This window comes from Cryobacterium adonitolivorans, assembly GCF_004402695.1.
Lineage (GTDB): Bacteria > Actinomycetota > Actinomycetes > Actinomycetales > Microbacteriaceae > Cryobacterium > Cryobacterium adonitolivorans.
In genome coordinates, this window is record NZ_SOFL01000053.1 from 25,679 (window position 1) to 46,346 (window position 20,668).

20 protein-coding genes and 1 tRNA gene are annotated in these 20,668 nt (G+C 67.3%); 11 read left to right on the forward strand and 10 right to left on the reverse strand.

The window, feature by feature from the left end; translation table 11 throughout:
- The first annotated feature begins 87 nt into the window (after positions 1-87).
- The 4 genes from E3O42_RS16070 (at position 88) to E3O42_RS16085 (ending at position 4,210) form a co-directional block, all read left to right on the forward strand.
- Positions 88-1,149 (forward strand): glycosyltransferase family 2 protein, encoded by a 1,062-nt coding sequence (locus E3O42_RS16070; protein WP_241984877.1) that lies wholly within the window; start codon positions 88-90, stop codon positions 1,147-1,149.
- On the forward strand, positions 1,146-1,958 hold the full coding sequence (locus E3O42_RS16075) for a CDP-alcohol phosphatidyltransferase family protein (protein ID WP_134454948.1): 813 nt from the start codon (positions 1,146-1,148) through the stop codon (positions 1,956-1,958). Before E3O42_RS16070 ends, E3O42_RS16075 begins: the two co-directional genes overlap by 4 nt.
- Positions 1,959-1,990: 32 nt before the next feature.
- On the forward strand, positions 1,991-2,839 hold the full coding sequence (locus E3O42_RS16080) for a glycosyltransferase family 2 protein (RefSeq protein WP_241984878.1): 849 nt from the start codon (positions 1,991-1,993) through the stop codon (positions 2,837-2,839).
- Between the two features lie 87 nt (positions 2,840-2,926).
- Positions 2,927-4,210 carry a hypothetical protein gene (locus tag E3O42_RS16085; protein WP_134454951.1) on the forward strand — a complete coding sequence of 428 codons (1,284 nt, stop codon included), beginning with the start codon at positions 2,927-2,929 and terminating at the stop codon, positions 4,208-4,210.
- 55 nt (positions 4,211-4,265) lie between these two features.
- Here E3O42_RS16085 and E3O42_RS16090 read toward each other — a convergent pair whose 3' ends face one another.
- From E3O42_RS16090 to E3O42_RS16105, 4 genes are all read right to left on the reverse strand, one after another.
- Positions 4,266-5,165, reverse strand: a complete 900-nt coding sequence (locus E3O42_RS16090) for a hypothetical protein (protein ID WP_241984879.1) — start codon at positions 5,163-5,165, stop codon at positions 4,266-4,268.
- Between the two features lie 93 nt (positions 5,166-5,258).
- Positions 5,259-6,005: an ABC transporter ATP-binding protein gene (locus tag E3O42_RS16095; RefSeq protein ID WP_134454953.1), complete on the reverse strand. Its 747-nt coding sequence runs from the start codon at positions 6,003-6,005 to the stop codon at positions 5,259-5,261.
- Complete coding sequence (locus E3O42_RS16100; RefSeq protein WP_241984880.1) at positions 6,005-6,805, reverse strand: ABC transporter permease; 801 nt, start codon at positions 6,803-6,805, stop codon at positions 6,005-6,007. Before E3O42_RS16100 ends, E3O42_RS16095 begins: the two co-directional genes overlap by 1 nt.
- 70 nt (positions 6,806-6,875) lie before the next feature.
- A complete protein-coding gene (locus E3O42_RS16105; RefSeq protein ID WP_134454955.1) occupies positions 6,876-7,568 on the reverse strand; it encodes a phosphocholine cytidylyltransferase family protein in 693 nt (230 codons plus the stop codon).
- 1,662 nt (positions 7,569-9,230) lie between these two features.
- On the opposite strand from E3O42_RS16105, the gene E3O42_RS16120 reads away from it, so the two are divergent.
- Genes E3O42_RS16120 through E3O42_RS16130 form a run of 3 tightly spaced genes read left to right on the forward strand, consistent with a single transcriptional unit; the run spans position 9,231 to position 12,034 of the window.
- On the forward strand, positions 9,231-10,169 hold the full coding sequence (locus E3O42_RS16120; RefSeq protein WP_134454959.1) for an ABC transporter ATP-binding protein: 939 nt from the start codon (positions 9,231-9,233) through the stop codon (positions 10,167-10,169).
- Positions 10,145-11,719 (forward strand): hypothetical protein, encoded by a 1,575-nt coding sequence (locus E3O42_RS16125; RefSeq protein ID WP_241984881.1) that lies wholly within the window; start codon positions 10,145-10,147, stop codon positions 11,717-11,719. Before E3O42_RS16120 ends, E3O42_RS16125 begins: the two co-directional genes overlap by 25 nt.
- Positions 11,720-11,737: 18 nt before the next feature.
- Positions 11,738-12,034: a DUF3039 domain-containing protein gene (locus E3O42_RS16130; RefSeq protein WP_134454961.1), complete on the forward strand. Its 297-nt coding sequence runs from the start codon at positions 11,738-11,740 to the stop codon at positions 12,032-12,034.
- Between the two features lie 14 nt (positions 12,035-12,048).
- Here the strand turns inward: E3O42_RS16130 and E3O42_RS16135 are convergent, their stop codons facing one another.
- Both E3O42_RS16135 and E3O42_RS16140 read right to left on the reverse strand, forming a co-directional pair.
- Entirely contained in the window at positions 12,049-13,383 is a 1,335-nt protein-coding gene (locus E3O42_RS16135; protein ID WP_134454963.1) for a nicotinate phosphoribosyltransferase, read from the reverse strand.
- Between the two features lie 199 nt (positions 13,384-13,582).
- Positions 13,583-14,815, reverse strand: a complete 1,233-nt coding sequence (locus tag E3O42_RS16140) for a beta-ketoacyl-[acyl-carrier-protein] synthase family protein (protein ID WP_198414163.1) — start codon at positions 14,813-14,815, stop codon at positions 13,583-13,585.
- 178 nt (positions 14,816-14,993) lie between these two features.
- Between E3O42_RS16140 and murI the strand changes: the two genes are divergently transcribed.
- The 4 genes from murI to E3O42_RS16160 all read left to right on the forward strand — a co-directional run bounded on the left by murI (position 14,994) and on the right by E3O42_RS16160 (position 18,206).
- On the forward strand, positions 14,994-15,881 hold the full coding sequence (murI, locus tag E3O42_RS16145; RefSeq protein ID WP_134454965.1) for a glutamate racemase: 888 nt from the start codon (positions 14,994-14,996) through the stop codon (positions 15,879-15,881).
- Positions 15,878-16,612 (forward strand): ribonuclease PH, encoded by a 735-nt coding sequence (gene rph, locus E3O42_RS16150; protein ID WP_088455547.1) that lies wholly within the window; start codon positions 15,878-15,880, stop codon positions 16,610-16,612. Before murI ends, rph begins: the two co-directional genes overlap by 4 nt.
- 1 nt (position 16,613) lies before the next feature.
- On the forward strand, positions 16,614-17,210 hold the full coding sequence (gene rdgB / locus E3O42_RS16155; protein WP_134454967.1) for an RdgB/HAM1 family non-canonical purine NTP pyrophosphatase: 597 nt from the start codon (positions 16,614-16,616) through the stop codon (positions 17,208-17,210).
- Between the two features lie 75 nt (positions 17,211-17,285).
- Positions 17,286-18,206: a cation diffusion facilitator family transporter gene (locus tag E3O42_RS16160; protein WP_134454969.1), complete on the forward strand. Its 921-nt coding sequence runs from the start codon at positions 17,286-17,288 to the stop codon at positions 18,204-18,206.
- Between the two features lie 32 nt (positions 18,207-18,238).
- Here the strand turns inward: E3O42_RS16160 and E3O42_RS16165 are convergent, their stop codons facing one another.
- The 4 genes from E3O42_RS16165 to E3O42_RS16180 form a co-directional block, all read right to left on the reverse strand.
- A complete protein-coding gene (locus E3O42_RS16165) occupies positions 18,239-18,970 on the reverse strand; it encodes a DedA family protein (RefSeq protein WP_420897894.1) in 732 nt (243 codons plus the stop codon).
- Positions 18,971-19,080: 110 nt separating this feature from the next.
- The gene (locus tag E3O42_RS16170) at positions 19,081-19,758 is read right to left on the reverse strand and encodes a DedA family protein (RefSeq protein WP_174844285.1); all 678 of its coding nucleotides are present in this window, start codon (positions 19,756-19,758) and stop codon (positions 19,081-19,083) included.
- Positions 19,759-19,761: 3 nt separating this feature from the next.
- On the reverse strand, positions 19,762-20,442 hold the full coding sequence (locus E3O42_RS16175) for a biliverdin-producing heme oxygenase (RefSeq protein WP_134454972.1): 681 nt from the start codon (positions 20,440-20,442) through the stop codon (positions 19,762-19,764).
- Positions 20,443-20,574: 132 nt separating this feature from the next.
- Positions 20,575-20,656, reverse strand: a tRNA-Leu gene (locus tag E3O42_RS16180).
- Positions 20,657-20,668 lie beyond the last annotated feature (12 nt).

The window sequence follows — 20,668 nt, forward strand, 5'->3', positions numbered from 1 at the left end:
AGTCACCTCGAGGGGTGCACAGGCAACGCGGACCGAGTGAAAAGACTCGGCTGCTAGGCTCAGGCGATTGCCCGAATGAGTGGAAAGATGGCCAGCACAGTGCAGGAAAGCGCAGACACAGTGCTGATCGGCGTCTCGTACATCATGCCCGTGCTCAACGAGGCCAGCCATGTGCGAGCCGCGGTGCAGAGCCTGCTTGAGCAGGACTACGACGGCCCGTTCGAAGTCACCCTTGCCCTGGGGCCGAGCATCGACGGCACCACCGAACTCGTCGAGGAGATGGCCGCGGTGGATCCGCGCATCCGCGTCGTCGCCAACGAGGTCGGGTCGACTCCCGCGGGCCTCAACATCGCCATTCGCGCCTCCACCTTCCCGGTCGTGATCCGCGTCGACGCCCACTCGGTGCTGCCGCGCGACTACGCCCGCATCGCGGTCGACACCCTTCAGCGCACCGGCGCCGACAACGTCGGCGGCATCATGGATGCCCAGGGCACCGCCCCGTTCCAGAAGGCCGTCGCCCGCGCCTACAGCACCCGCATCGGCCTCGGCGGTACCCCGCTGCACGTGGGCGGCCCCGAGGGTGAAGCGGAGACCGTCTACCTCGGTTGCTTCCGCCGCGACAGCCTGCTGCGAGTGGGCATGTTCGACGAGGGCATCAAGCGCGGCCAGGACTGGGAACTTAACCGCCGCCTGCGCGAGCACGGCGGCTCGGTCTGGTTCACCCCCGCGCTGAAAGTCATCTACCGGCCGCGGCCCAGCCTGTCGCGCCTGGCCCGCCAGATGGTCTCGACCGGGCTGTGGCGCGGCGAACTGGCCCGCCGGTTCCCCGAATCCAACGGTATGCGCTACTTCGCCCCGCCCGTGATGGTGCTCGGCGTCACCATCGGCATCCTGCTGGGCCTGGCCGGCCTGGTGCAGGTCCTGCTGGGCGGTCCGGGCTGGTTGTTGCTGGGCTTCCTCGCCCCGCTGGCCTACCTGCTCATCGTCGTGGCGGCCACGGCCCTGTCGACCCGGGCCGACGGCGTTCGTGTCGCGCTCTGGTTTCTCGTAGTCTTGCCGTGCATTCACTTCTGCTGGGGTATCGGCTTCCTGCTGGGTTACCTCAAGCTCACCAACAACATCTCGGCACACACGGGAAGACATCAATGACGTCTGGTTCGCCCAACACGGCTCGGCCCTCTTCGATCGCCGAGCTTCGTGCCGTCGCGCAACCTCCCGAGGTGCGGATGCGCGCCAATGCCGAGCACTGGACGGCGTCGCTCTACCTGCGTGACCTGTCGCCGTACCTCACCTGGATGCTGCTGAAGACGCGCATCTCGGCCAACGGCGTCACCGGCCTGATGATCCTCGTCGGCTGGTCAACGGCCGCGGCCCTGCTCATTCCCGGCATCTGGGGTGCCCTGCTCGCCCTGGTACTCGGCCAGCTGCAGATGCTTGTGGACTGCTGCGACGGCGAGGTCGCCCGCTGGCGCAGAACGTCGTCGCCGGCCGGGGTGTTCCTCGACAAGGTCGGGCACTACTCCACCGAGGCCCTGATCCCCATAGCGCTGGGCATCCGCGCCGCGGCCTACCCGTTCGAAGCGCCCGCCGACTTCCTGTTCACCACGCTCGGCCTGGCCCTCGCGCTACTGATCGTGCTCAACAAGGCCCTCAACGACATGGTGCACGTGGCCCGCGCCAACGCCGGCCTGACCAAGCTGGCCGACAATAAGGGCGAGAAGGTCCCACAGGCCGGCCTGATCGCCACCCTGCGCCGCCTGGCCCGATTCCTACCGTTCCACCGCCTGTACCACTCGGTGGAAATGACGATGGTGATCTTCGTCGCCGCCGTCATCGGCCTCGTCGCCGGTCAGCCGATCACCGACCGGGTCTTCCTTGCTGTCCTTGTTCCCCTCGCGTTCCTCGCGCTGATCGGCCACTTCCTGGCGATCATGGCTTCGAAGCGGGTGCGCTCCTGAGGTCAGGAGACAGCGTTCCCGTCACCGTCGGCGTGGTCGTGCTCACCCAGGGCCGCCGCCCCGATGACCTCGAGCGTGGCATCCGCAGCCTGCTCGCCCAGGAAGATGTGCAGCTGGACATCGTCTGCGTGGGCAACGGTTGGCAGCCCACCGGCCTGCCCGCGGGCGTCGCCGTGCTGGCCCTGCCGGAGAACCTGGGCATCCCCGCCGGCCGCAATCGCGGTGTCGACCATGTCGCCGGCGACTACCTCTTCTTCCTCGATGACGACGCCAGCCTGCCGGATCCCCGTTTCCTGATCGACGCCGTCGGGGTACTGCGCACCGACCCCAGCATCGGCCTGCTGCAGCCGCAGGTGGTGGACCCGACCGGCCTGACCGCGCCGCGCCGTTGGATACCGCGCATCCGCAAGGGCGACGCCGCGCACTCCAGCGCCGTGTTCTCGGTGTGGGAGGGTGCCGTGCTGATGCCGCGGCCGGTTTTCATGGCCACGGGCGGCTGGGCCGAACCGTTCTTCTACGCCCATGAGGGCATCGAGCTGGCCTGGCGGGTCTGGGACCAGGGCCTGCGCAGCTGGTACGCAGGTGACCTGGTGGCGAACCACCCGGTGATCCTGCCCACCCGGCACGCTGATTTCTACAGGCTCAACGCCCGCAACCGTGTCTGGATCGCCCGACGTAACCTGCCGGTGCCGCTGATGCCGCTCTACGTGGGATCCTGGACGGCGATCCAGGTGCTGCGTGGCGCCCGCAACCCGGCCGCACTGAAGGCCTGGTTCCGCGGCTGGTGGGAGGGCTGGACCACCGACCCCGGCGAACGTCGTCCGCTGTCGGCAGGCACCATCTGGCGGATGACCCGCGCGGGCCGGCCTCCCGTCATCTGACCGGGATGCCTTACGATTGGCCACCTGTGCACCTCTTCCGGGGGGTCAGCGGGCCTTAGGTCCCGGCCCGGTGGGTAGGCTGGAACAGTGGTAAGCAGGAAAGACGTCAGACTCGCAGCAAAGCTGGTGAAGGATGTGCTCGGTTCTCGCAAGGCCCAGCGCCTGCTCACCGAGCGCCTCGCCGTACGCGGCCCGCTGCCCGCCCATAGCTTCAAGATCGCCGTGTACTTCGCGGATGGTCCGGTGAACCTCTACCAGATGCGCCAGTGGTACAAACCGCTCGCGAAGCTGGCCGAGACCTGGCCCGTGGTCCTCCTGAGCCGCACCGCCGGCGGCACGCTGAAGCTACTCGAAGAGAGCCCGCTGCCGGTGGCCTACGTGCGCAAGGTCTCCGACCTCGAACAGGTGGTCGCCGAGCAGGACATCCGCATCGTCCTGTACGTCAACCAGAACTCCCGCAACTTTCAGATGATGCGCTACGGGCGCCGCTGGCACGTTTTCATCAACCACGGTGAGAGCGACAAGATGTACATGACCACCAACCAGTTCAAGGCATACGACTACTCGTTCGTGGCCGGCCAGGCCGCCGTCGACAGGCTCGGCAAGGTGCTCTGGGACTACGACTTCGACAAGCGGGCGATCACGATCGGTCGTCCCCAGGCCGACCACTATTCGGGTCTGCTGCCGTTCACGCCCGATGAGCGCACCGTCGTGCTCTACGCACCTACCTGGGAGGGCGACCGCGCCGCCGCAGCGTACGGCTCCATCGCCACGCACGGTGTCGCCCTCGTCACGGCACTGCTGCGAAGCCCCAGGCACCGGCTGGTGTACCGCCCGCATCCGCGCTCCGGCGTCGTAGACCACGAATACGGTCTGGCGAACAAGCAGATCATGGCCGCGATCACCGCCGCGAACAGCCGCGATGCGAGTGCCCAGCACATCATCGACACAGGCGCGGAGCTCGGCTGGCAGCTCTCCGCCGCCGATGTCGCGATCGTCGACATCTCGGCGATGGTCTACGACCGCCTTGCGTCGGGCAAACCGCTCATGGTGACGCGTCCACTGAACCCGCTCGCCGCCATCGACACCAGCGGGTACCTGTCCGACTGCGAATGGCTCGGCGCGAGCGACACCGCCGACATCGCCCTGACCCTCGACGAACTCGTGAACGACGACGGCGCCGAGCAGCGCCTGCGCGTCTGGGTCGAGCAGTACTTCGGCGATCCCACGCCCGGTGCGCCCACGGCGCGGTTCCGTGCCGCGATCGAACACTTAATGACCGAGTGGGACCGATTCGCCGAGGTACACGCCGACGATGACGATGGCCTCGCCGAGTTCGTCGATGACGTCAGCGAGACCGAAGACGTCTGATCGGCCCGGTCCTGCCAGCCCGATCTGACGGCCCGGTCTGCCAGCCCTGTCCTGCCTAGACGGGCTCCGCCGGTGCGGCTGCGTCCGGCTTGACCTGGTCCGCGGCCGTCGGACGACGGCGCAGCGGCCGGGGGAGTGCTCGGAGCGCGCCGTGGCCCAGCTGGGTGAGCCGGTTGCCGGGAATCACGGCCCCATCTCGCAGCGTGATGGTGTGCACCCGCGGTTCGAGCTCCGGGCGTAACCCGGCGGGGGCCTGGCCGAAAGCGAGCCTGGACGATCCGATGACCCGCTTGCCGAGGATGTGGTTGCCCATCCCGCCGATCACTGCGCCAATGCCGAACGGCACGGCCTTGCCGATCAGGCTTGCCCCGCCCTTGGCGGCGAACTGCTTGATGAATGTTCGCTTGAGGCGGTCCGTCAGCGGCCCCATGATGGCGCGGGGCAGGCTCGTCGTCACCAGTTCGCCCCAGTACGCGGTGCGGGCCACGCCACCACCGGTGGCTTGGCCGGCGAGCTGGCGCACCAGGTCCGAACCTTCGTGGCCGAGCATCATCGTCATCACGAGGGCCCTGGCACGTTCTGGGTCGCTCACCGTGATCCCGTGCACCTCGCTGACGGACTGTGAGAAGAGCGCGGTCGCCTCGAGAAAACCGGCCGTCTCGACGCCGGACAGAGCCAGGGTGATGCCGGTGCCGACGCCCGGGATCACGGCCGTGGCACCGACCGCGGCACCGCCGCTGGTGACCGCGGCGAGATATCGTCGCTCCAGGATGCGCACGAGCTGTTCCGGTGTGGCCTCGGGGTGCCGGTGACGGATGCTCCGAATGTGCGCGAGGACGGCAGGGCGATGAATCGCCATGACCCTGTCGAATCCGGTGACGACACCGGTCGGGAGCTGGCCACCCTGCGGCAGCCCGCCGGTGGGCGACAGCAGGGGTGTGGGCTTCTTAGCCATGGTGCGGTCCTCCTCGATGCGGTGGGACGAGTTTACGGGCCGAAACTGGGCATCCGTCGATGCAACTCCCAGACAACGCGCCAGCCACGCCGATCAGGCCTTTTTGAAGCCGTACTCCGCGTTGTACCGGTCGAGGACCTCGTTGATCGGGGCGTCGAGAACCAGCTCGCCCTTGTCGAGGTACAGGCCTCTGGCGCAGAACCGGCGCAGGTCGCGTTCGTTGTGCGACACGAAGAACAGGGTGCGTCCGCCGGCCAGCAGTTCTTCGATGCGGCGGTAGCACTTCTCGCGGAACGCCTTGTCGCCGACCGCCAGGACCTCGTCGACGAGGATGATCGGCTCCTCGAGCCTGGAGATCACGGCGAACGCGATGCGCACCTTCATGCCGCTGGACAGGTGCTTGTACGGGGTGTCGATGAAGTCGTCGATCTCGGCGAACTCGATGATGTCGTCGAACCTGGAATCGATCTGCTTGCGGGTCATGCCGTGCAGGCCCGCCGTGAGGTAGACGTTGTCGCGCACGGTGAGGTCGTCGACGAAGCCGCCGGTGATCTCAATAAGCGGTGCGACGCCCTCGATGACGTCCACGGTGCCCTCGTCGGGCAGTACGACGCCCGTGACGAGCTTGAGCAGGGTGGACTTGCCCTGGCCGTTCCGGCCGACCACGCCGATCGCTTCGCCGCGTTGCACGGTGAACGACACGTTCTGCAGCGCCCAGAACTCGCCGGGCCTGGTGCGGCGGCGGGTGCTGGCGAACAGGTCTTTGAAACTGCGGCGGCTGCGCCGGTTGCGGCGGAACCTGATGCCGACGTCGTCCAGGGAGATGACGGTTTCGCTCATCAGATCTCCTTCAACACGGCGCGCTCGGTGCGGGAGAAGACCAGGAGGCCGATTCCGAGGAACGCCACCGACATGACCGCGCTGACGGCCACGACGAACCAGTCCAGTTCACCGGGGAAGAACGCGGCGCGGTAGAGGCTGAAGATGCCGCTGAGCGGGTTGAACGCCGCCCAGAAGTGCAGCTCCTCCGGTAGGTCGCTGGTGCCGTAGATGATCGGCGACGCGTAGAACAGAAAACGCAGGATGAGCTTGACGGCCCGCTCGAGGTCACGGAAGAACACGACCAGGGGAGCCACGATGAGGCCGACGCCGGCCGTGAGCACGGCCTGGATGAGGATGGCGAGCGGGAAGAAGACCGCATCGATGGTGATCTCGGCACCGGAGAAGACCGCGAAAATGATCAGCACCGGAATCGCGGCGATGAACTCGATGCCCTTGGAGAGCACCAGGCGGTTCACCCAGATGGTGCGGGGGATCCTGGTGGAGCGGATGAGCTTGGCTTCGCGGAGGAAGGCTCTGGTGCAGTCGGAGATGGCCCCGTTGAACCACATCCAGGGCAGCAGCGCGGAGAGCAGGAACACGATGTACGGTTCGTTGCCGACGGTGCGCTGGAAGACCTGCGTGAAGACGAACCAGTAAATGCCGGCCATGACCAGCGGGTCGAGGATCGACCAGAAGTAGCCGAGCACGGACGTGGAGTACCGAACCCGCAGGTCCCGCTGGGTCAACAGCCAGAGGGAATGACGGTACCGCGCAAACGGGGCGCGCTGTTCAGGACGCACCTGAGCGTAACTACTCACGCGCTCTATCGTATGGGAGTGGATTGGGGCGCCGCGCCATCGACGCGGTCGCCCCACGGCTCCAGGCTGATCAGACGAACAGGTTGGCGCGCTCGAGGTCTTCGGCGAAGTCGACCTCGACAGCGTAGAAGTCCGAGATGTCGACGGGCTCGACGAGCATGCGGTTCTTCTCGATCGCGAGCTCGATGCCGCGTTCGAAGTAGTCCTGGTCGCCGACCTTGCTGAGGTGGTGGATGAGCATGGTCTTGTCTGCGGCGGACACGTAGTTGATGCCGACGGCCTCGCCGAGCCCGTTCTTCACGGTCTTCGACAGCTCCTTGATGTAGCCCTCGGCGCTCGTCGTGTACTTGACTTCCTCGTCGGACACCTTGGACGTGTTGACAGTGACGAATGACTGGTCGCGCTTCATCATCGCCGCGGCGCGATCGAGGATGGCGGGATCGAACACAACGTCACCGTTCATCCACAACACACCACCGCTGGCGGACGCGCGGAGGGCGCGAAGCAGGCTCTTCGACGTGTTCGTCACGTCGTACTGCTCGTTGTAGACGAACGATGCCTGCGGGAAAGCCTCGATGATGTGCTCGAGCTTGTAGCCGACGACGATGGTGACCTTGGTCTTCTTGCCGAAGGCGTGCTCGATGTTGTCGAACTGCTGCTGCATGATTGTGCGGCCGTCGTTGAGTTCGGTCAGCGGTTTAGGAAGGGAGCGGCCGAGGCGGCTCCCCATTCCTGCTGCAAGTATTACAACCTGGGTGGTCACGAATATCTCCTAAGAAAGATCTGGGTGGCCCCGCAGCAGCCGGACGTTTTCGCCGAGTTTGCCTGCGGTTCACCCCTAAGTTCACGTATAGACACACCGTTATGCCACCTTCAGACTACCTGACGACCCCGTTCTGGGGGAAGGGACGGCCGGATGCGTGTCCGGATCGTGACGATTCGCGCGACCCTGTGACCTGCGATTCCGTCGCGAGTTTTGTTGGGAATCCGCCTGTGGCCGCCCTAGGCCCCAGCGAGGTCAGACGGTCCTTGGTAAGTTAGCGAGGTGACTCCAGTGCCTCCGAACTCCGAGCCTGACGAGCGGACTCCGGTCTTGCCCGTTCCCGATACGGAGCTGGAACGCGAGGGTAGTGCCATCGTGCACGACACCCCTGCGAACCGCCCCCCTGAGCCCGACCGCCTCTCTACGACCGCGCCGAAAACCGCCGCGGTGCCAGCCCGCAAGGCCCCGGTGCGTCGCGCGCCCCGGACCGCCACGCCCAAGGCCGGTGCGGCGTCGAGCGCACCCGGTGCCGGCACGTCGGTTTCGGCCGACGCTGCGACCCCCGATGATTCAGCCACGCCGGTGGCGCCCGCGCGGAGCACGACCCGCGCACCGCGCACCCCTGCCAGTCCGCGGGCCACGTCGACCCCTCGCGCTCCGGCCAGGAAGAAGCCGGTGGCAGCCGCGCTGTCGGAGGATGTTGCTGTACCGACCACGACTCCATTGACCCCCGGCGCCGGCACCACGGTCGTTGGCAACACCCCGCCGGTATCGGTGACGCGTACCCCCGCTGCCCGCAAGGCGCCGGTGAAGCCCGCGGCGTCGAAGGCGAACAGGCTGCCGGCCACCACGACGTCCACGGCGGATACCGCTGCCGCCGTAGAGGCTGCCGCGGTTGCCGCGGCCCCCGGCCAGGACCTCCCCGGCGGCTCCGCGGAGGTCGACCCCGAAAAGCCCAAGTCCGCTGCCGCCCGCTCGAGCAGCGCCCGGACCGCGGCGGCGAAGGCCGCCGCCGCCAAGGCCGCCGCGGCCAAGACCGAGTCGGCCACCAAGGCCGGCGCGGCGCGCGCTGCCGCGACCAAGGCCGCCGCGGCGAAGTCTGCAGCCGCCAGGACTGCCGCCATCGCTTCGGCACGCGCCGCCACAACAGCCGCTGCGGCCGCCGCTGCGGCGCGATTTGCAGCAGTGGACGACGCTGCAGTGGACGACGCTGCCGTCGCTGGGAAGCCTGCTGCAGCAGCTGAGCCCGCCGTCGCTGAACCCACCTCCGTAGGGCTCGATGCTACCGAACTCACACCCGAGCTCGCCGTCGACGCCACGATGGTTTTGCCAGTCGCCGCGCCCGCGCCTGCGCCCGCGCCGTCGGGCGATGACGAGACCATGGTCCTGACGATGCCGGCGACGCCGGACACGGACGACACTGTTGTGCTGGCCACGGCGCCGGCAGAGACCACCCCCGCCGTTGAGCCGGCCCAGCCGTCGAGGCGACCGTTCTGGCGGCTGCCCAGACTGGCTCCGAAGCAGACCGAGGTCGTGGCCCCGGCCGAACCCAGCTCTGCCGAGCCCAGCACTGCCGGCTCCAGCACTGCCGGCTCCAGCACTGCCGACTCCAGCACCGCCGAGCGCGGCGATGCCGTAACAGCCGCGGCGCCCGCGATCCCCATGGCCGCAGGTGCACCCGCCAACGCAACCGCGCCCGTCGTCATGGCCTCGGACACCGCCAGCCATGCCACCGCGGTTCCGGAACCCGTCATCGGCGCCACGGCACAGCGCATCCCGCCGGTCGTGCGCAAGCCGCAGGCCCCGCGCACCGGCGCATCCGCCGTCATCGCTGGGCTCGCCCCCGTGGAGATCGCGGTGAGCGGGCTGAACAAGCGCTTCGGCCAGAACGTCGCCGTCGCCGACGTCAACCTCGAGGTTCGGGCCGGATCGTTCTACGGCATCGTCGGTCCCAACGGCGCAGGCAAGACCACCACACTGTCGATGATCACCGGGCTGCTGCGGCCGGACTCCGGTTCGATCCAGGTACACGGCATCGACGTGTGGGCCGACCCGATCGCCGCCAAGCGCACCATTGGAGTCCTTCCGGACCGCCTGCGGCTGTTCGACCGGCTCACCGGTGCGCAACTTCTGTACTACTCCGGCGTCCTGCGCGGGCTCGAGAGCGAAACCGTGCGGGCCCGCTCCGCCGACCTTGCCGCGGCCTTCGGGCTCGAGGATGCCCTCAACCGCCTGGTCGCCGACTACTCGGCAGGCATGACCAAGAAGATCGCCCTGGCCTGCGCGATGATCCATTCGCCGCGCGTGCTGGTGCTCGACGAACCGTTCGAATCGGTCGACCCGGTGTCGGCCGTGAACGTCACCGAGATCCTGCAGCGCTACGTCGCCGCCGGCGGAACGGTGATTCTGTCCAGCCACGGCATGGACCTCATCCAGCGGGTCTGCGACCACGTGGCGATTATCGTGCAGGGCTCCGTGCTGGCCGCGGGAACAATCGACGAGGTGCGCGGCAACGTGTCACTCGAAGAACGTTTCGTCGACCTGGCCGGCGGACGAAAGGTTGCGGAGGGCCTGGAGTGGTTGCACAATTTCTCGGACTGAAGCTGAGGCTTCTCGCCAATCTGTTCCGGCGTAGACCCTGGCAGGTCGTGGGAGTGCTGCTCGGACTGCTGTACGGGTTGCTCGTCGCCGCCGCGCTGATGTCCATGCTCATCGCGTTCCGTTACGTCGACGACGTCGGCACCATCCGGGACGGCATCATCGTGGCCGGCTCGCTGGTGGTGCTCGGCTTCTTCCTTGTACCGCTCGTCTTCGGCGTGGACGACAGCATGGATCCGCGCAAGTTCTCCACCATGGGCATCCCGAACAAACAGCTGTCGTTCGGCCTTGCCGTGTCCGCACTGGTCGGGGTTCCGGCGACGACTCTGGCGCTGGTGCTGCTGGGCACCATCGTGACCTGGTCCAGGGGTGTGGGGGAGACCCTGTTCGCCATCGTGGCGGCCGCCCTTCTGCTGGCGACCTGCATGCTCGCCTCCAGGGTGAGCACGTCCATCTCTGCCTTCCTGCTCTCCACCCGCCGGGCCCGCGAGTTCACCGGCATCATCGGCATCCTGCTGATCGTCATGATCACCCCCGTGGTGATCCTGCTGGTCAACGTGGATTGGAGCCTGTACGGACTGGACCTGCTCGGCGGTTTCGCAGGCATCCTCGGCTGGACGCCGCTGGGCGCGGCGTGGGCCGTGCCGGGCGACGCGGCTGCCGGTGACTGGGGGATGTCCTTCCTCAGGCTCCTCATCGCCGCGGCGACCGTATACCTGTTATGGCTCGCATGGCAGGGTCTGGTGGCCCGGATGCTCGTCACGCCGGGTCGCGAGGCGCAGGCCAGGGCCTACGGCGGCCTGGGTTGGTTCGACCGGATGCCGCACAACCCGATCGGTGCGATCGCCGCCCGCAGCATCACCTACTGGGGCCGCGACCCGAGGTACTGGGTCTCATTGATCATGATCCCGATCGTGCCGGTCCTCGTGATCCTGCCTCTCGTCTTTGCCGGGATGCCGTTCGAGTACCTTGTTCTCATTCCCGTGCCGCTCATGTGCGTCTTCCTCGGCTGGACGCTGCACAACGACGTCGCGTATGACCACACCGCCATCTGGCTGCACGTGGTCTCCGGACCGCGCGGGGTGGCCGACCGCGTCGGCCGGCTCGTTCCGGCGCTCTTCGTGGGCATCCCGCTGATCGGGCTCGGCTCGGCCGTCAGCGTCAGCGTGCACGGCGACTGGGCGGTGCTTCCCGGGGTGCTCGGCGTAAGCACCTGCATCCTGCTCGCCGGGTTGGGTTTCTCCAGCTTCACGTCGGCCCGGTTCCCCTACCCGGCGACGAAGCCCGGCGACAGCCCGTTCGCGCAGCCTCAGTCGTCGGATACCGCCGCCGCGATTATCCAGTCGTTCACCTTCGTGGGGTCGATCGTCGTGGCGCTGCCGGCCATCGTGTGCGCCGTGCTGGGTGTTTTCGTGGATCCGCTGTGGAACCTACCGGCACTGTACTGGGGGCTCGGCATCGGCTTCGTCATGCTGATCGGTGGGGTGTGGCTGGGTTCGCGGACCTTCGAACGCCGTGGTCCGGAAATGCTCTCCTCCGCAATGCGCGCGTAGCTGCATACACTTGGTTTCATGACACACGACATTCGCGCGAGCATCGCAGAGCCCGGCCGCGGCCCAGGAACCGGTGGCGGAACATCCACCCTCGATCGTGAACTCGAGGAACTGCTCAACCAGGAGCAGATCGAGCCCGGTGACCACGAACGCTTTTCGCACTACGTGCCGAAGGACAAGATCCTCGAGTCCGCGATGACCGGCAAACCGGTCAAGGCGCTGTGCGGAAAGAAATGGCTGCCGGGCCGCGACCCGGAGAAGTTCCCAGTCTGCCCGACCTGCAAGTCCATCTACGAAAAGATGAAGCAGGACTAAACCGGTCGCTGATCCTAGCGGTACACCGTCGGGATGACGGTGTCGCCGCGGCCGAGCCTGAACGCGTCGATCGGCAGCTCGCGCATCGCCGCGGCGTTCTGTTCGCGGGCCAGCCGGGTCCCGGCTGCGCCCAGGTAGCGTTCGTCGAGAACTCCGGCCTCCATGAGCGGCACCAGCAGCGACCGCTCCGTGGCACCGGAGACACTCGGTTCATGGGCGGCCGGCGCCGGCGCCGGGCCGTCGGTCGCCACCATCACAATCTCTTCGCGGGCCGTGCCAGACGCATCCAGCAGGCGCAGGGCGCTCTTGCGTCCGCCGACCGAGGCCTTGGAGGCTGCGGTCTTCGCTACCGACACCCACTCGTCTGCCGCGTTCTTGTGCGCCACCAGCTTGTAGACCATGCCGGCAGCCGGAGCGCCGGACCCGGTCACGAGTGAGGTGCCCACCCCGAACGCATCCACCGGTGACGCCGACAGCGCCGCGATCGAGTACTCGTCCAGGTCGCTGGTGACGGTGATCTGCGTGTTCACGGCGCCGAGCGAATCCAGCTGGGCACGGGCGGCGGCTGCGACGGTGGGCAGGTCGCCGGAGTCGATGCGGATCGAACCCAGGCCGGTGCCGGCGACGGAGACGGCCAGTTCGATGCCGCGCTCGATGTTGTAGGTGTCCACGAGCAGCGTGGTCGACGCGCCGAACGCGTCCACCTGGGCGCGGAAGGCGTCCTCCTCGGTGTCGTGCAACAGCGTGAAAGAGTGCGCGGCGGTGCCCATGGTGGGGATTCCCCAGCTGCGGCCGGCTTCAAGGTTGCTGGTAGAGGCGAAACCGGCAATGTAGGCGGCCCGGGCCGCGGCGACGGCGGAGTGTTCGCCTGTGCGGCGGGACCCCATCTCGGCCAGCGGCCGGCCCAGGCTCACGGACACCATGCGGGCGGCGGCACTGGCAACGGCGCTGTCGTAGTTGAGGACGCTGAGGATCAGGGTCTCGAGCACGACGCACTCGGCGAAGGTGCCGTCGACCTGGATCAGTGGGGAGCCCGGGAAATACGCGTCCCCTTCCCGGTAGCCCCAAATGTTGCCGCTGAAGGAGTAGTCAGCCAGCCAGTCGAGGGTGGGCGGGCGCACCACGTTGTTGTCGCGCAGCCAGTCGAGCTCGGCGTCGCCGAACCTGAAATCGCGGATCAAGTCGAGCAGCCGGCCGGTGCCGGCCACAATCCCGTACCGCCGGCCGGCTGGCAGCCGCCGGGCGAAGGCCTCGAACATGCACTCGCGGTTCGCGGTGCCGCTCTGGATCGCGGCATCCACCATGGTGAGTTCATAGCGGTCGGTTCGAAAGGCAGAAGTCTCGGTCACGCGAGAAGCCTAGCTGCCCCGCCGCGGTCCGGGCTGTGCACACTCTCCCGTCGCCGAGATGCCGCGAAAGCCCCGTTTCAGCCATCTCAAATGGCACTTTGCGTCAAGTCGGCAGAGCCGTTTTCGCCGAGATTTGCCAAACGGACCCTTCAGATGCTCTGAACGGGCCGTTGCCGCAACTCGCGGATCCCGGTAGGGCCTACAGGGCGCCGAAGGCGACGATGCAGTTCTGGCCGCCGAAGCCGAAGGCGTTCACCAGCGCATGCTTGATGGGCTGGATGCGCGCGGTGAGCGGCGTGTAGTCGAGGGTGCAGTCCGGGTCTGGAGTGCGCAGGTTGATCGTGGGCGGAACGATGCCGTTCTTGATCGACAGGGCCCCGACCAGGGCGGACAAGGCTCCGGCAGCACCGATCATGTGCCCGGTCATCGACTTCGGCGCGGTGATCGAGATCTTGTCGGCGAAGTGGCGCAGCGAGTTGCGGATGGCGAGGGTCTCGGCCTTGTCGTTGGCCTGGGTGGAGGTGCCGTGGGCGACGATCATGTCGATGTCGGCCGGGTTGAGCCTGCTCTTGTCCAGGGCGCGGGTGATGGCCTGGCTGGCGTAGGTGCCCGACGGGTCGGGAGCCACGATGCTGAAGCCGTCGCTGGTGAGAGCGCCACCGAGCACCTCGGCGTAGACGCGGGCGCCGCGGGCGCGGGCGTGGGAGAGCAGCTCCATGACGAACACCACGGCCCCCTCGCCGAAGACCAGGCCATTGCGGTTGGCGTCGAACGGGCGGCTGGCCTCGGTGGGTTCGTCGTTGTGGGTGGACGCGGCGTGCATGGCGTTCAGCCCGGCGAACATCACCGGGGTGATGGCGGCCTCGACGCCGCCGGCGATCACGACGTCGGCGTCACCGGTGACGAGCATGGTGCGGGCCTCGAGGAGGGCGTAAGCGCCGCTCGCGCAGGCAAGGGCGCTGGCGTTCACCGGGCCGTGCACGCCCAGGTCGATGGCGATCTCGCAGGCGGCCATGTTCATCAGCGACTGCGGAACGAAGCGGGGGGAGATGCGGCGGGGGCTGCCGGCGTTGACGTGCTCGGTGGCATCCTGGATCTCGGCGTAGCCGGACACGGCGCTGTTCACGATGACCGCGGTGTGGATGCCCTCCATCGACGGGCCGAAGCCGGCATCGGCGACGGCCTCACGAGCGGCGGCGATGGCCATCTGCGACGCACGGGAGGCGCGCTTGACCTGCTTGATCGACATCCGGGTGGCGGGGTCGAAGCCCTTTACCTCGCCGGCGATCTGGGTCGGCAGGTCTGTAGCGTCGAACTGCGTGATGCGGGCGACGCCGCTGCGACCATTGGTCAGAGCATCCCAGGTTTCGGTCCACGAATTGCCGAGCGGTGTTAGGGCTCCCAGTCCGGTGATTACGACTCGATCATTCATGACGATCATCTCCTCAGACGGCGCGGGGGACGTCTCCGGTGCGGGCTCTGCCTGGTTGGCCTGGCCCATATGCCGAGTGTAGTTACGGCTATATTCCGCCCCACGTACGTTGGGCCGTTATGGGCATATGGCGGTGTCACGCGTGCCCGAATGCCGAACCCGGCTAGGCTTGATCGACGTGGATGATGCACCGATTGGGATTTTCGACTCCGGGGTCGGCGGACTAACCGTCGCCCGGGCCATCAAGGACCAACTGCCCAATGAGTCGATCCTCTATATAGGCGACACCGCTCATTCGCCCTATGGGCCGAAAAAGATCGCCGACGTGCGCGAATACGCGCTCGAGGTTCTCGACGACCTGGTGTCCCAGGATGTGAAGTTGCTGGTAATCGCCTGCAACACCGCTTCGGCCGCCGTGTTGCGCGATGCCAGGGAACGATACAGCGTTCCGGTGATCGAGGTGATCCAGCCGGCGGTGCGCCGTGCGGTGGGCACCACACGAAACAAGAGGGTCGGCGTTGTCGGCACAGCGGGCACCGTGAACTCGCGTGCCTACAACGACGCGTTCGCCGCTGCCACCGACATCCAGCTGTTCTCGCAGGCCTGCCCGCGGTTCGTGGAGTTCGTCGAGTCCGGCGTCACCACCGGCGCAGAGGTGCTGCGGGTCGCCGAGGAATACCTCGCTCCGCTCAAGGCCGCCGACGTGGACACCCTCGTGCTCGGCTGCACCCACTATCCGTTCCTGCGTGGCGTGATCTCTTACGTCATGGGTGACGCGGTGACGCTGGTCTCCAGCCACACCGAGACCGCCAACGACGTCTACAGGGTGCTGGTGAGCCAGGGCCTCGAACGGGTGGGTACCGCCCCGCCCAGCTACCGCTACGAGGCCACCGGCGAGAGCGCCGACGACTTCCTCCGCCTCGCCCATCGCCTGCTCGGCCCGGAGATCTCCCACGTGGACCTCGTCGCGACCGGAACCATCAGCCTGAGCGAGGTGGCCAGAGTGGCCGCCTCGACCGCCCCACCCCGCCTTTTCAGCCCCCGTCTTTCCAAGGAGAACCCGTGACCGACATCCTGCGCGCCGATGGCCGCACCAACGACCAGCTGCGCCCCGTCACCATCGAACGCGGCTGGAGCGACCAGGCTGAGGGATCCGCGCTGATCTCCTTTGGCCGCACCAAGGTGCTCGCCACGGCGTCGTTCACCAACGGAGTGCCGCGCTGGATGGCAGGCAAGGGCAAGGGCTGGGTCACCGCGGAGTACTCGATGCTGCCGCGCTCGACGAATTCCCGCATGGACCGTGAGTCGGTCAAGGGCCGCATCGGCGGCCGTACCCACGAGATCAGCCGGTTGATCGGCCGGAGCCTGCGCGCCGTCGTCGACATGAAGGCCCTGGGCGAGAACACCATCGTCATCGACTGTGATGTGCTACAGGCCGACGGCGGCACCCGCACCGCTGCCATCACCGGGGCATACGTGGCCTTGGCCGACGCCCTCGAATGGGGTCGCGAGAAGAAGTTCATCGCCCAGAAGGCTCAGCCGCTCACCGACAGCGTCGCCGCCGTCTCCGTGGGCATCATCGCCGGCGTCCCGATGCTCGACCTCGCCTACACCGAAGACGTTCGAGCCGAGACCGACATGAATGTCGTCGTCACCGGCCGCGGCAAGTTCATCGAGGTTCAGGGCACGGCCGAGGGTGCCCCCTTCGACCGCAGCGAGCTGGACTCCCTGCTCGACCTGGCCCTCGGCGGCGCGATCACGCTCACCGAACTGCAGAAGACCACGCTGGGCCGCTGACATGCGCGTCGTTCTCGCCACCCACAACGCCCACAAGGTCGAGGAGCTGCGCCGCATCCTCGCGCCGATGCTGCCGGGCCTGGAGGTGCTGGCCTACGACGGTCCGGAGCCGGTGGAGAACGGTGCGACGTTCACCGAGAACGCGCTGATCAAGGCGCGCGCCGCCGCCGCGCACACCGGCCTTCCCGCCATCGCGGATGACTCCGGCGTCTGCGTCGACGTGCTCGGCGGCGCCCCCGGTATCTTCTCCGCCCGGTGGGGCGGACCGGCGCGGGATTCGGAGGAGAACCTGCGCCTGCTGCTCTGGCAGCTCAGCGACATGACCGACGAACACCGGGCCGGGCACTTCACCTGCGTGGCCGCGCTGGCGCTGCCGAATGGTGTGGAGCGGGCGGTCACGGGAGAGTGGTCGGGCCGGATCCTGCGGGAACCGGCCGGCGCCGGCGGCTTCGGCTACGACCCGATCTTCCAACCGGATGGGCACGACGTGTCGGCCGCCGAACTGCCCGCAGACGTGAAGAACGCCGAGAGCCACCGGGCCGTCGCGTTCGCGGCCCTCGGACCGGTGCTCACCGAGCTTCTAGCGAACAGCTACTAGCGACCTGAGAACGGCACTCATTCCCAACTAGCCGCCGGGCTGGCTTTCGCCTGGGCAGGCTCGTAGCGTTGAGGCATGGGCCACGATCACGCATCCGCTTCGACGAGCAATCGCTCGCGCCTGTCGATCGTCATCGGACTGGTCGCGGCGGTGCTGGTCGTCGAAATTGTCGGCGCTTGGTTCACCGGCTCGCTGGCGCTGCTCGCCGACGCCGGCCACATGTTCTCCGACCTGGCCGGTCTTATCATCGCTCTCACGGCTACCGTCGTCGCGGCCCGACCCGCCACCGACCGGCAGACCTTCGGCTACCAGCGGGCCGAGGTGTTCGGTGCGCTGCTCAACGGCCTGATCCTGCTCGTGGTGGCGGGCTTCGTGGTCGTCGGCGCTATCAGCCGTCTGACCTCCGGCGACCCGGCGGAGGTGCTGGCCGCCCCCATGCTGATCGTGGCCCTCGTCGGCCTCCTCGCCAACATCGTCGGGATCTTGCTGCTGCGTCCGGCGGCGGCCGGGTCGATCAACATGCGCGGCGCCTACCTCGAGGTCCTCGGCGACGCGTTGGGATCGGTGGCCGTGATCGTGGCCGCTGTCGTCATCCTCCTGACGGGCTTCGCGCAGGCCGACGCCATCGCCTCACTGGTGATCGCCGCGATGATCATTCCACGGGCCTTCGGGCTGCTGCGCGACGTCGTGCGGGTGTTCAGCGAATCGGCTCCCGCGGATACCGACGTGCGGGCGATCCGGGAGCACCTCGAGGGCACCGCCGGCGTCGTGGCCGTGCACGACGTGCACGTGTGGGCGATCACGTCGGGGTCGCATGTGTTCAGCGCCCACATCGTGGTTGAACCGGAACTGCTGGCGGCCGGGAAGTCTGGCGAATTGCTCCGCGAGCTCTCCGGATGCCTCTCCGAGCACTTCGACGTCGAGCACTCCACGTTCCAGCTCGAGCCGGCGGATCACGCGGCGGATGCCGAACACGAGCACCACTCGCACCGCTGAAGCCCAGTGCGCTGACGAACTGAGGATTGGCGTCAGGCTTCGTGCTTGCCGTCGTTGTCGGTGTTGAAGGTCTCGGGGTCGAGCACGAGCTTCTTCGGGTCCACGGTCACGCCGGCGCGGGCCTGGCGGCGGGCCTTCACGGTCGACTGCACGTAGTGGTAGATCGTGGGGAGCAGCGTGAGCACCACGGCGCCCAGCAGGATCAGGTCGATGTAATCACGCACGAAGTCGGCCAGCGGCGGGATGTAGCCCAGGAAGTAGCCGAAGAAGGTGAGGCCAGCACCCCAGATCATGGCGCCGATGAAGTTGTACAGGCTGTACTTGCGGTAGTCCATGTGCCCGACGCCCGCAGCGACCGGGGCAAAGGTTCGCACGATCGGCACGAAACGGGCAGCGATCACGGCGAAGCCGCCGAAGCGCACGAAGAAGGCGTTGGTGCGTTGCACGTTCTTCACGCTGAACAGGCCGGATTCCTTGCGTTCGAACACCCGCGGGCCGAGCCGGTGGCCGATCAGGTAGCCGACCTCGCCGCCGATGAATGCGGCGCCGCCGATGGCCAGGGCCACCCACCAGATGTCGATGGTGATGATGTCGAAGAAGACGAACAGGCCGGTGATCACGAGCAGGGTGTCGCCGGGGAGCAGGAAACCGATCAGGAGGCCGGTCTCAGCGAAGACGATCGCGCACACGCCAAGCAGCGCCCAGGGCCCGAATCCGTTGATGAGGATCTCAGGGTCGAGCCAGGGGATGAGTGCTGTGTTAATCACGAAGAAAACTCCAGTCGTCGGCGGCTAGATCGGCCAGTCGGCGGTGATCGCTTGCGTCGCTACAGGTTAGCGCGTTCCAGCACCTGAAGGCCTGATGAACGGGTGGGCTAACCCCCCAATGTGTTGTGAGAACCGGTGGCAGTGCGGGCATCGAGGCGGAGCTGGGCGCGGTCCGCGAACCAGGTGCGCAGGCCGAACACGATGGACGCCGTGATGAAGAAGCCGGCGATAACGTAGGCGGCGCTCTTCACCCCGGGGATCGCCGCGGCGTAGTAACCCGTCAGGGTGATTCCCACACCCCAGGCCAGCGCTCCGACGATGTTGCTGGAGAGGAACTTGTAGTAATTCATGCGGCCGACTCCGGCCACGACGGGAACGAACACCCGCGCCCAGGGCATGAAGCGGGCCACGACCACGGCCCACCAGCCGTACTTGAGGTAGAAGGACTCGGTCTTCACAATCGCAAGCTGCGTGCGCCGGCCGCCGCGTTTGTCGAGGTAGCCGCGACCGTATCGTCGTCCGATCAGGAAACCCACCTGGTCGCCGAGGAACGCGGCGATACCGACGCCGACGGCGAGCACCACGATGTTCAGGCTCGTCGTGGAGGCGGCCACCAGACCGGCGCCGAACAGGAGCGAGTCACCCGTGATGAACGGGATGAACACCCCCAGGAACAGGGCGGTGCCGGCGAACACGAGTGCCCAGACGAGCAGGTAGAACACCACGACACCCGCGCTCGAGAGGAAGTCGCTGAGTTGGCCGTCCAGGGCTGCGGCGCGCACCATCGGCTAGCGCGCCAACCCGTCGAAGACGGCACCGTTGTAGGTGAAGGCGGCATCGACCTCGGCGACGAGGGCGTCCACCTCGGCCGGCGCGAGTGACATGGCGTTCAGCCGATCGCGGTAGGAGCGCTTGTATTGCACGATGTTGTTGATCGCGTCGAACCTGTAGAAGCCCAGCTGTTCAGGCACTGCGCCGTAGTACCGGGCCACGAGAGCCGCAATGGCCTGGCCGCCCGAGAGGTCACCGAGGTAGCGGGTGTAGTGGTGGGCCAGGCAGCGCACCCTGTCGGCACTGGTGAGTGACTGCAAGTGGGCGATGTACTCGGTGGTGGCGGGCAGCGGCGGATGCTCCCGGCGCCAGTCGTTGACGCCGAGCGCGGCGAGGTCGCTTTCGATGGCGGGCAGCCGATCGAGGGCGGGGTCGAAGACGTCGATGCGGTCGACCTGGGAGACCCGGTCGATGAGCTGTTCGAGGGCCTCGTAGACCCACGCGTACTGCCCGATGTACCGGGTGTAGTCCGCGAGCGAGAGTGCGCCGCTCATCAGCTCGGTAATGAAGGACCGGGTTTCGGTATCACGATGTTGGTTGCTCGAGCTGGTGCGAAGGTAGTCGGCCAGGCTCTGCTGCTGGTCCAGGGGGTGCTGCTGGTCCAGGGGGTGCTGCGGTGAGATGGGGGTCGCGGTCATGAGAACCGATCTGCTGGGAGTCGAGTAAGGCAATCCTAACCAGAGCGAATTCAGGGTGGCCAGAATTGAAGAGAATTCTCGGTTGCAGCGGAGCCGGACGGCAACTGAGTGCCGACAGCCGGCACCCGTCGGTGCGGGAGAAGGGACTTGAACCCTCACGCTCGAAAGCACAGGTACCTAAAACCTGCGTGTATACCAATTTCACCACTCCCGCAGTGCCGCTCCA

Excerpts from the sequence above, each read along its gene's own strand:
- E3O42_RS16070 (WP_241984877.1), top strand. The coding sequence starts at position 88 with ATGGCCAGCACAGTGCAGGAAAGCGCAGACACAGTGCTGATCGGCGTC.
- E3O42_RS16075 (WP_134454948.1), top strand. The coding sequence starts at position 1,146 with ATGACGTCTGGTTCGCCCAACACGGCTCGGCCCTCTTCGATCGCCGAG.
- E3O42_RS16090 (WP_241984879.1), bottom strand. The coding sequence starts at position 5,165 with ATGGCTAAGAAGCCCACACCCCTGCTGTCGCCCACCGGCGGGCTGCCG.
- E3O42_RS16095 (WP_134454953.1), bottom strand. The coding sequence starts at position 6,005 with ATGAGCGAAACCGTCATCTCCCTGGACGACGTCGGCATCAGGTTCCGC.
- E3O42_RS16120 (WP_134454959.1), top strand. The coding sequence starts at position 9,231 with ATGGCCGCAGGTGCACCCGCCAACGCAACCGCGCCCGTCGTCATGGCC.
- E3O42_RS16130 (WP_134454961.1), top strand. The coding sequence starts at position 11,738 with ATGACACACGACATTCGCGCGAGCATCGCAGAGCCCGGCCGCGGCCCA.
- E3O42_RS16140 (WP_198414163.1), bottom strand. The coding sequence starts at position 14,815 with ATGAATGATCGAGTCGTAATCACCGGACTGGGAGCCCTAACACCGCTC.
- rdgB (WP_134454967.1), top strand. The coding sequence starts at position 16,614 with ATGCGCGTCGTTCTCGCCACCCACAACGCCCACAAGGTCGAGGAGCTG.
- E3O42_RS16160 (WP_134454969.1), top strand. The coding sequence starts at position 17,286 with ATGGGCCACGATCACGCATCCGCTTCGACGAGCAATCGCTCGCGCCTG.
- E3O42_RS16170 (WP_174844285.1), bottom strand. The coding sequence starts at position 19,758 with ATGGTGCGCGCCGCAGCCCTGGACGGCCAACTCAGCGACTTCCTCTCG.
- E3O42_RS16175 (WP_134454972.1), bottom strand. The coding sequence starts at position 20,442 with ATGACCGCGACCCCCATCTCACCGCAGCACCCCCTGGACCAGCAGCAC.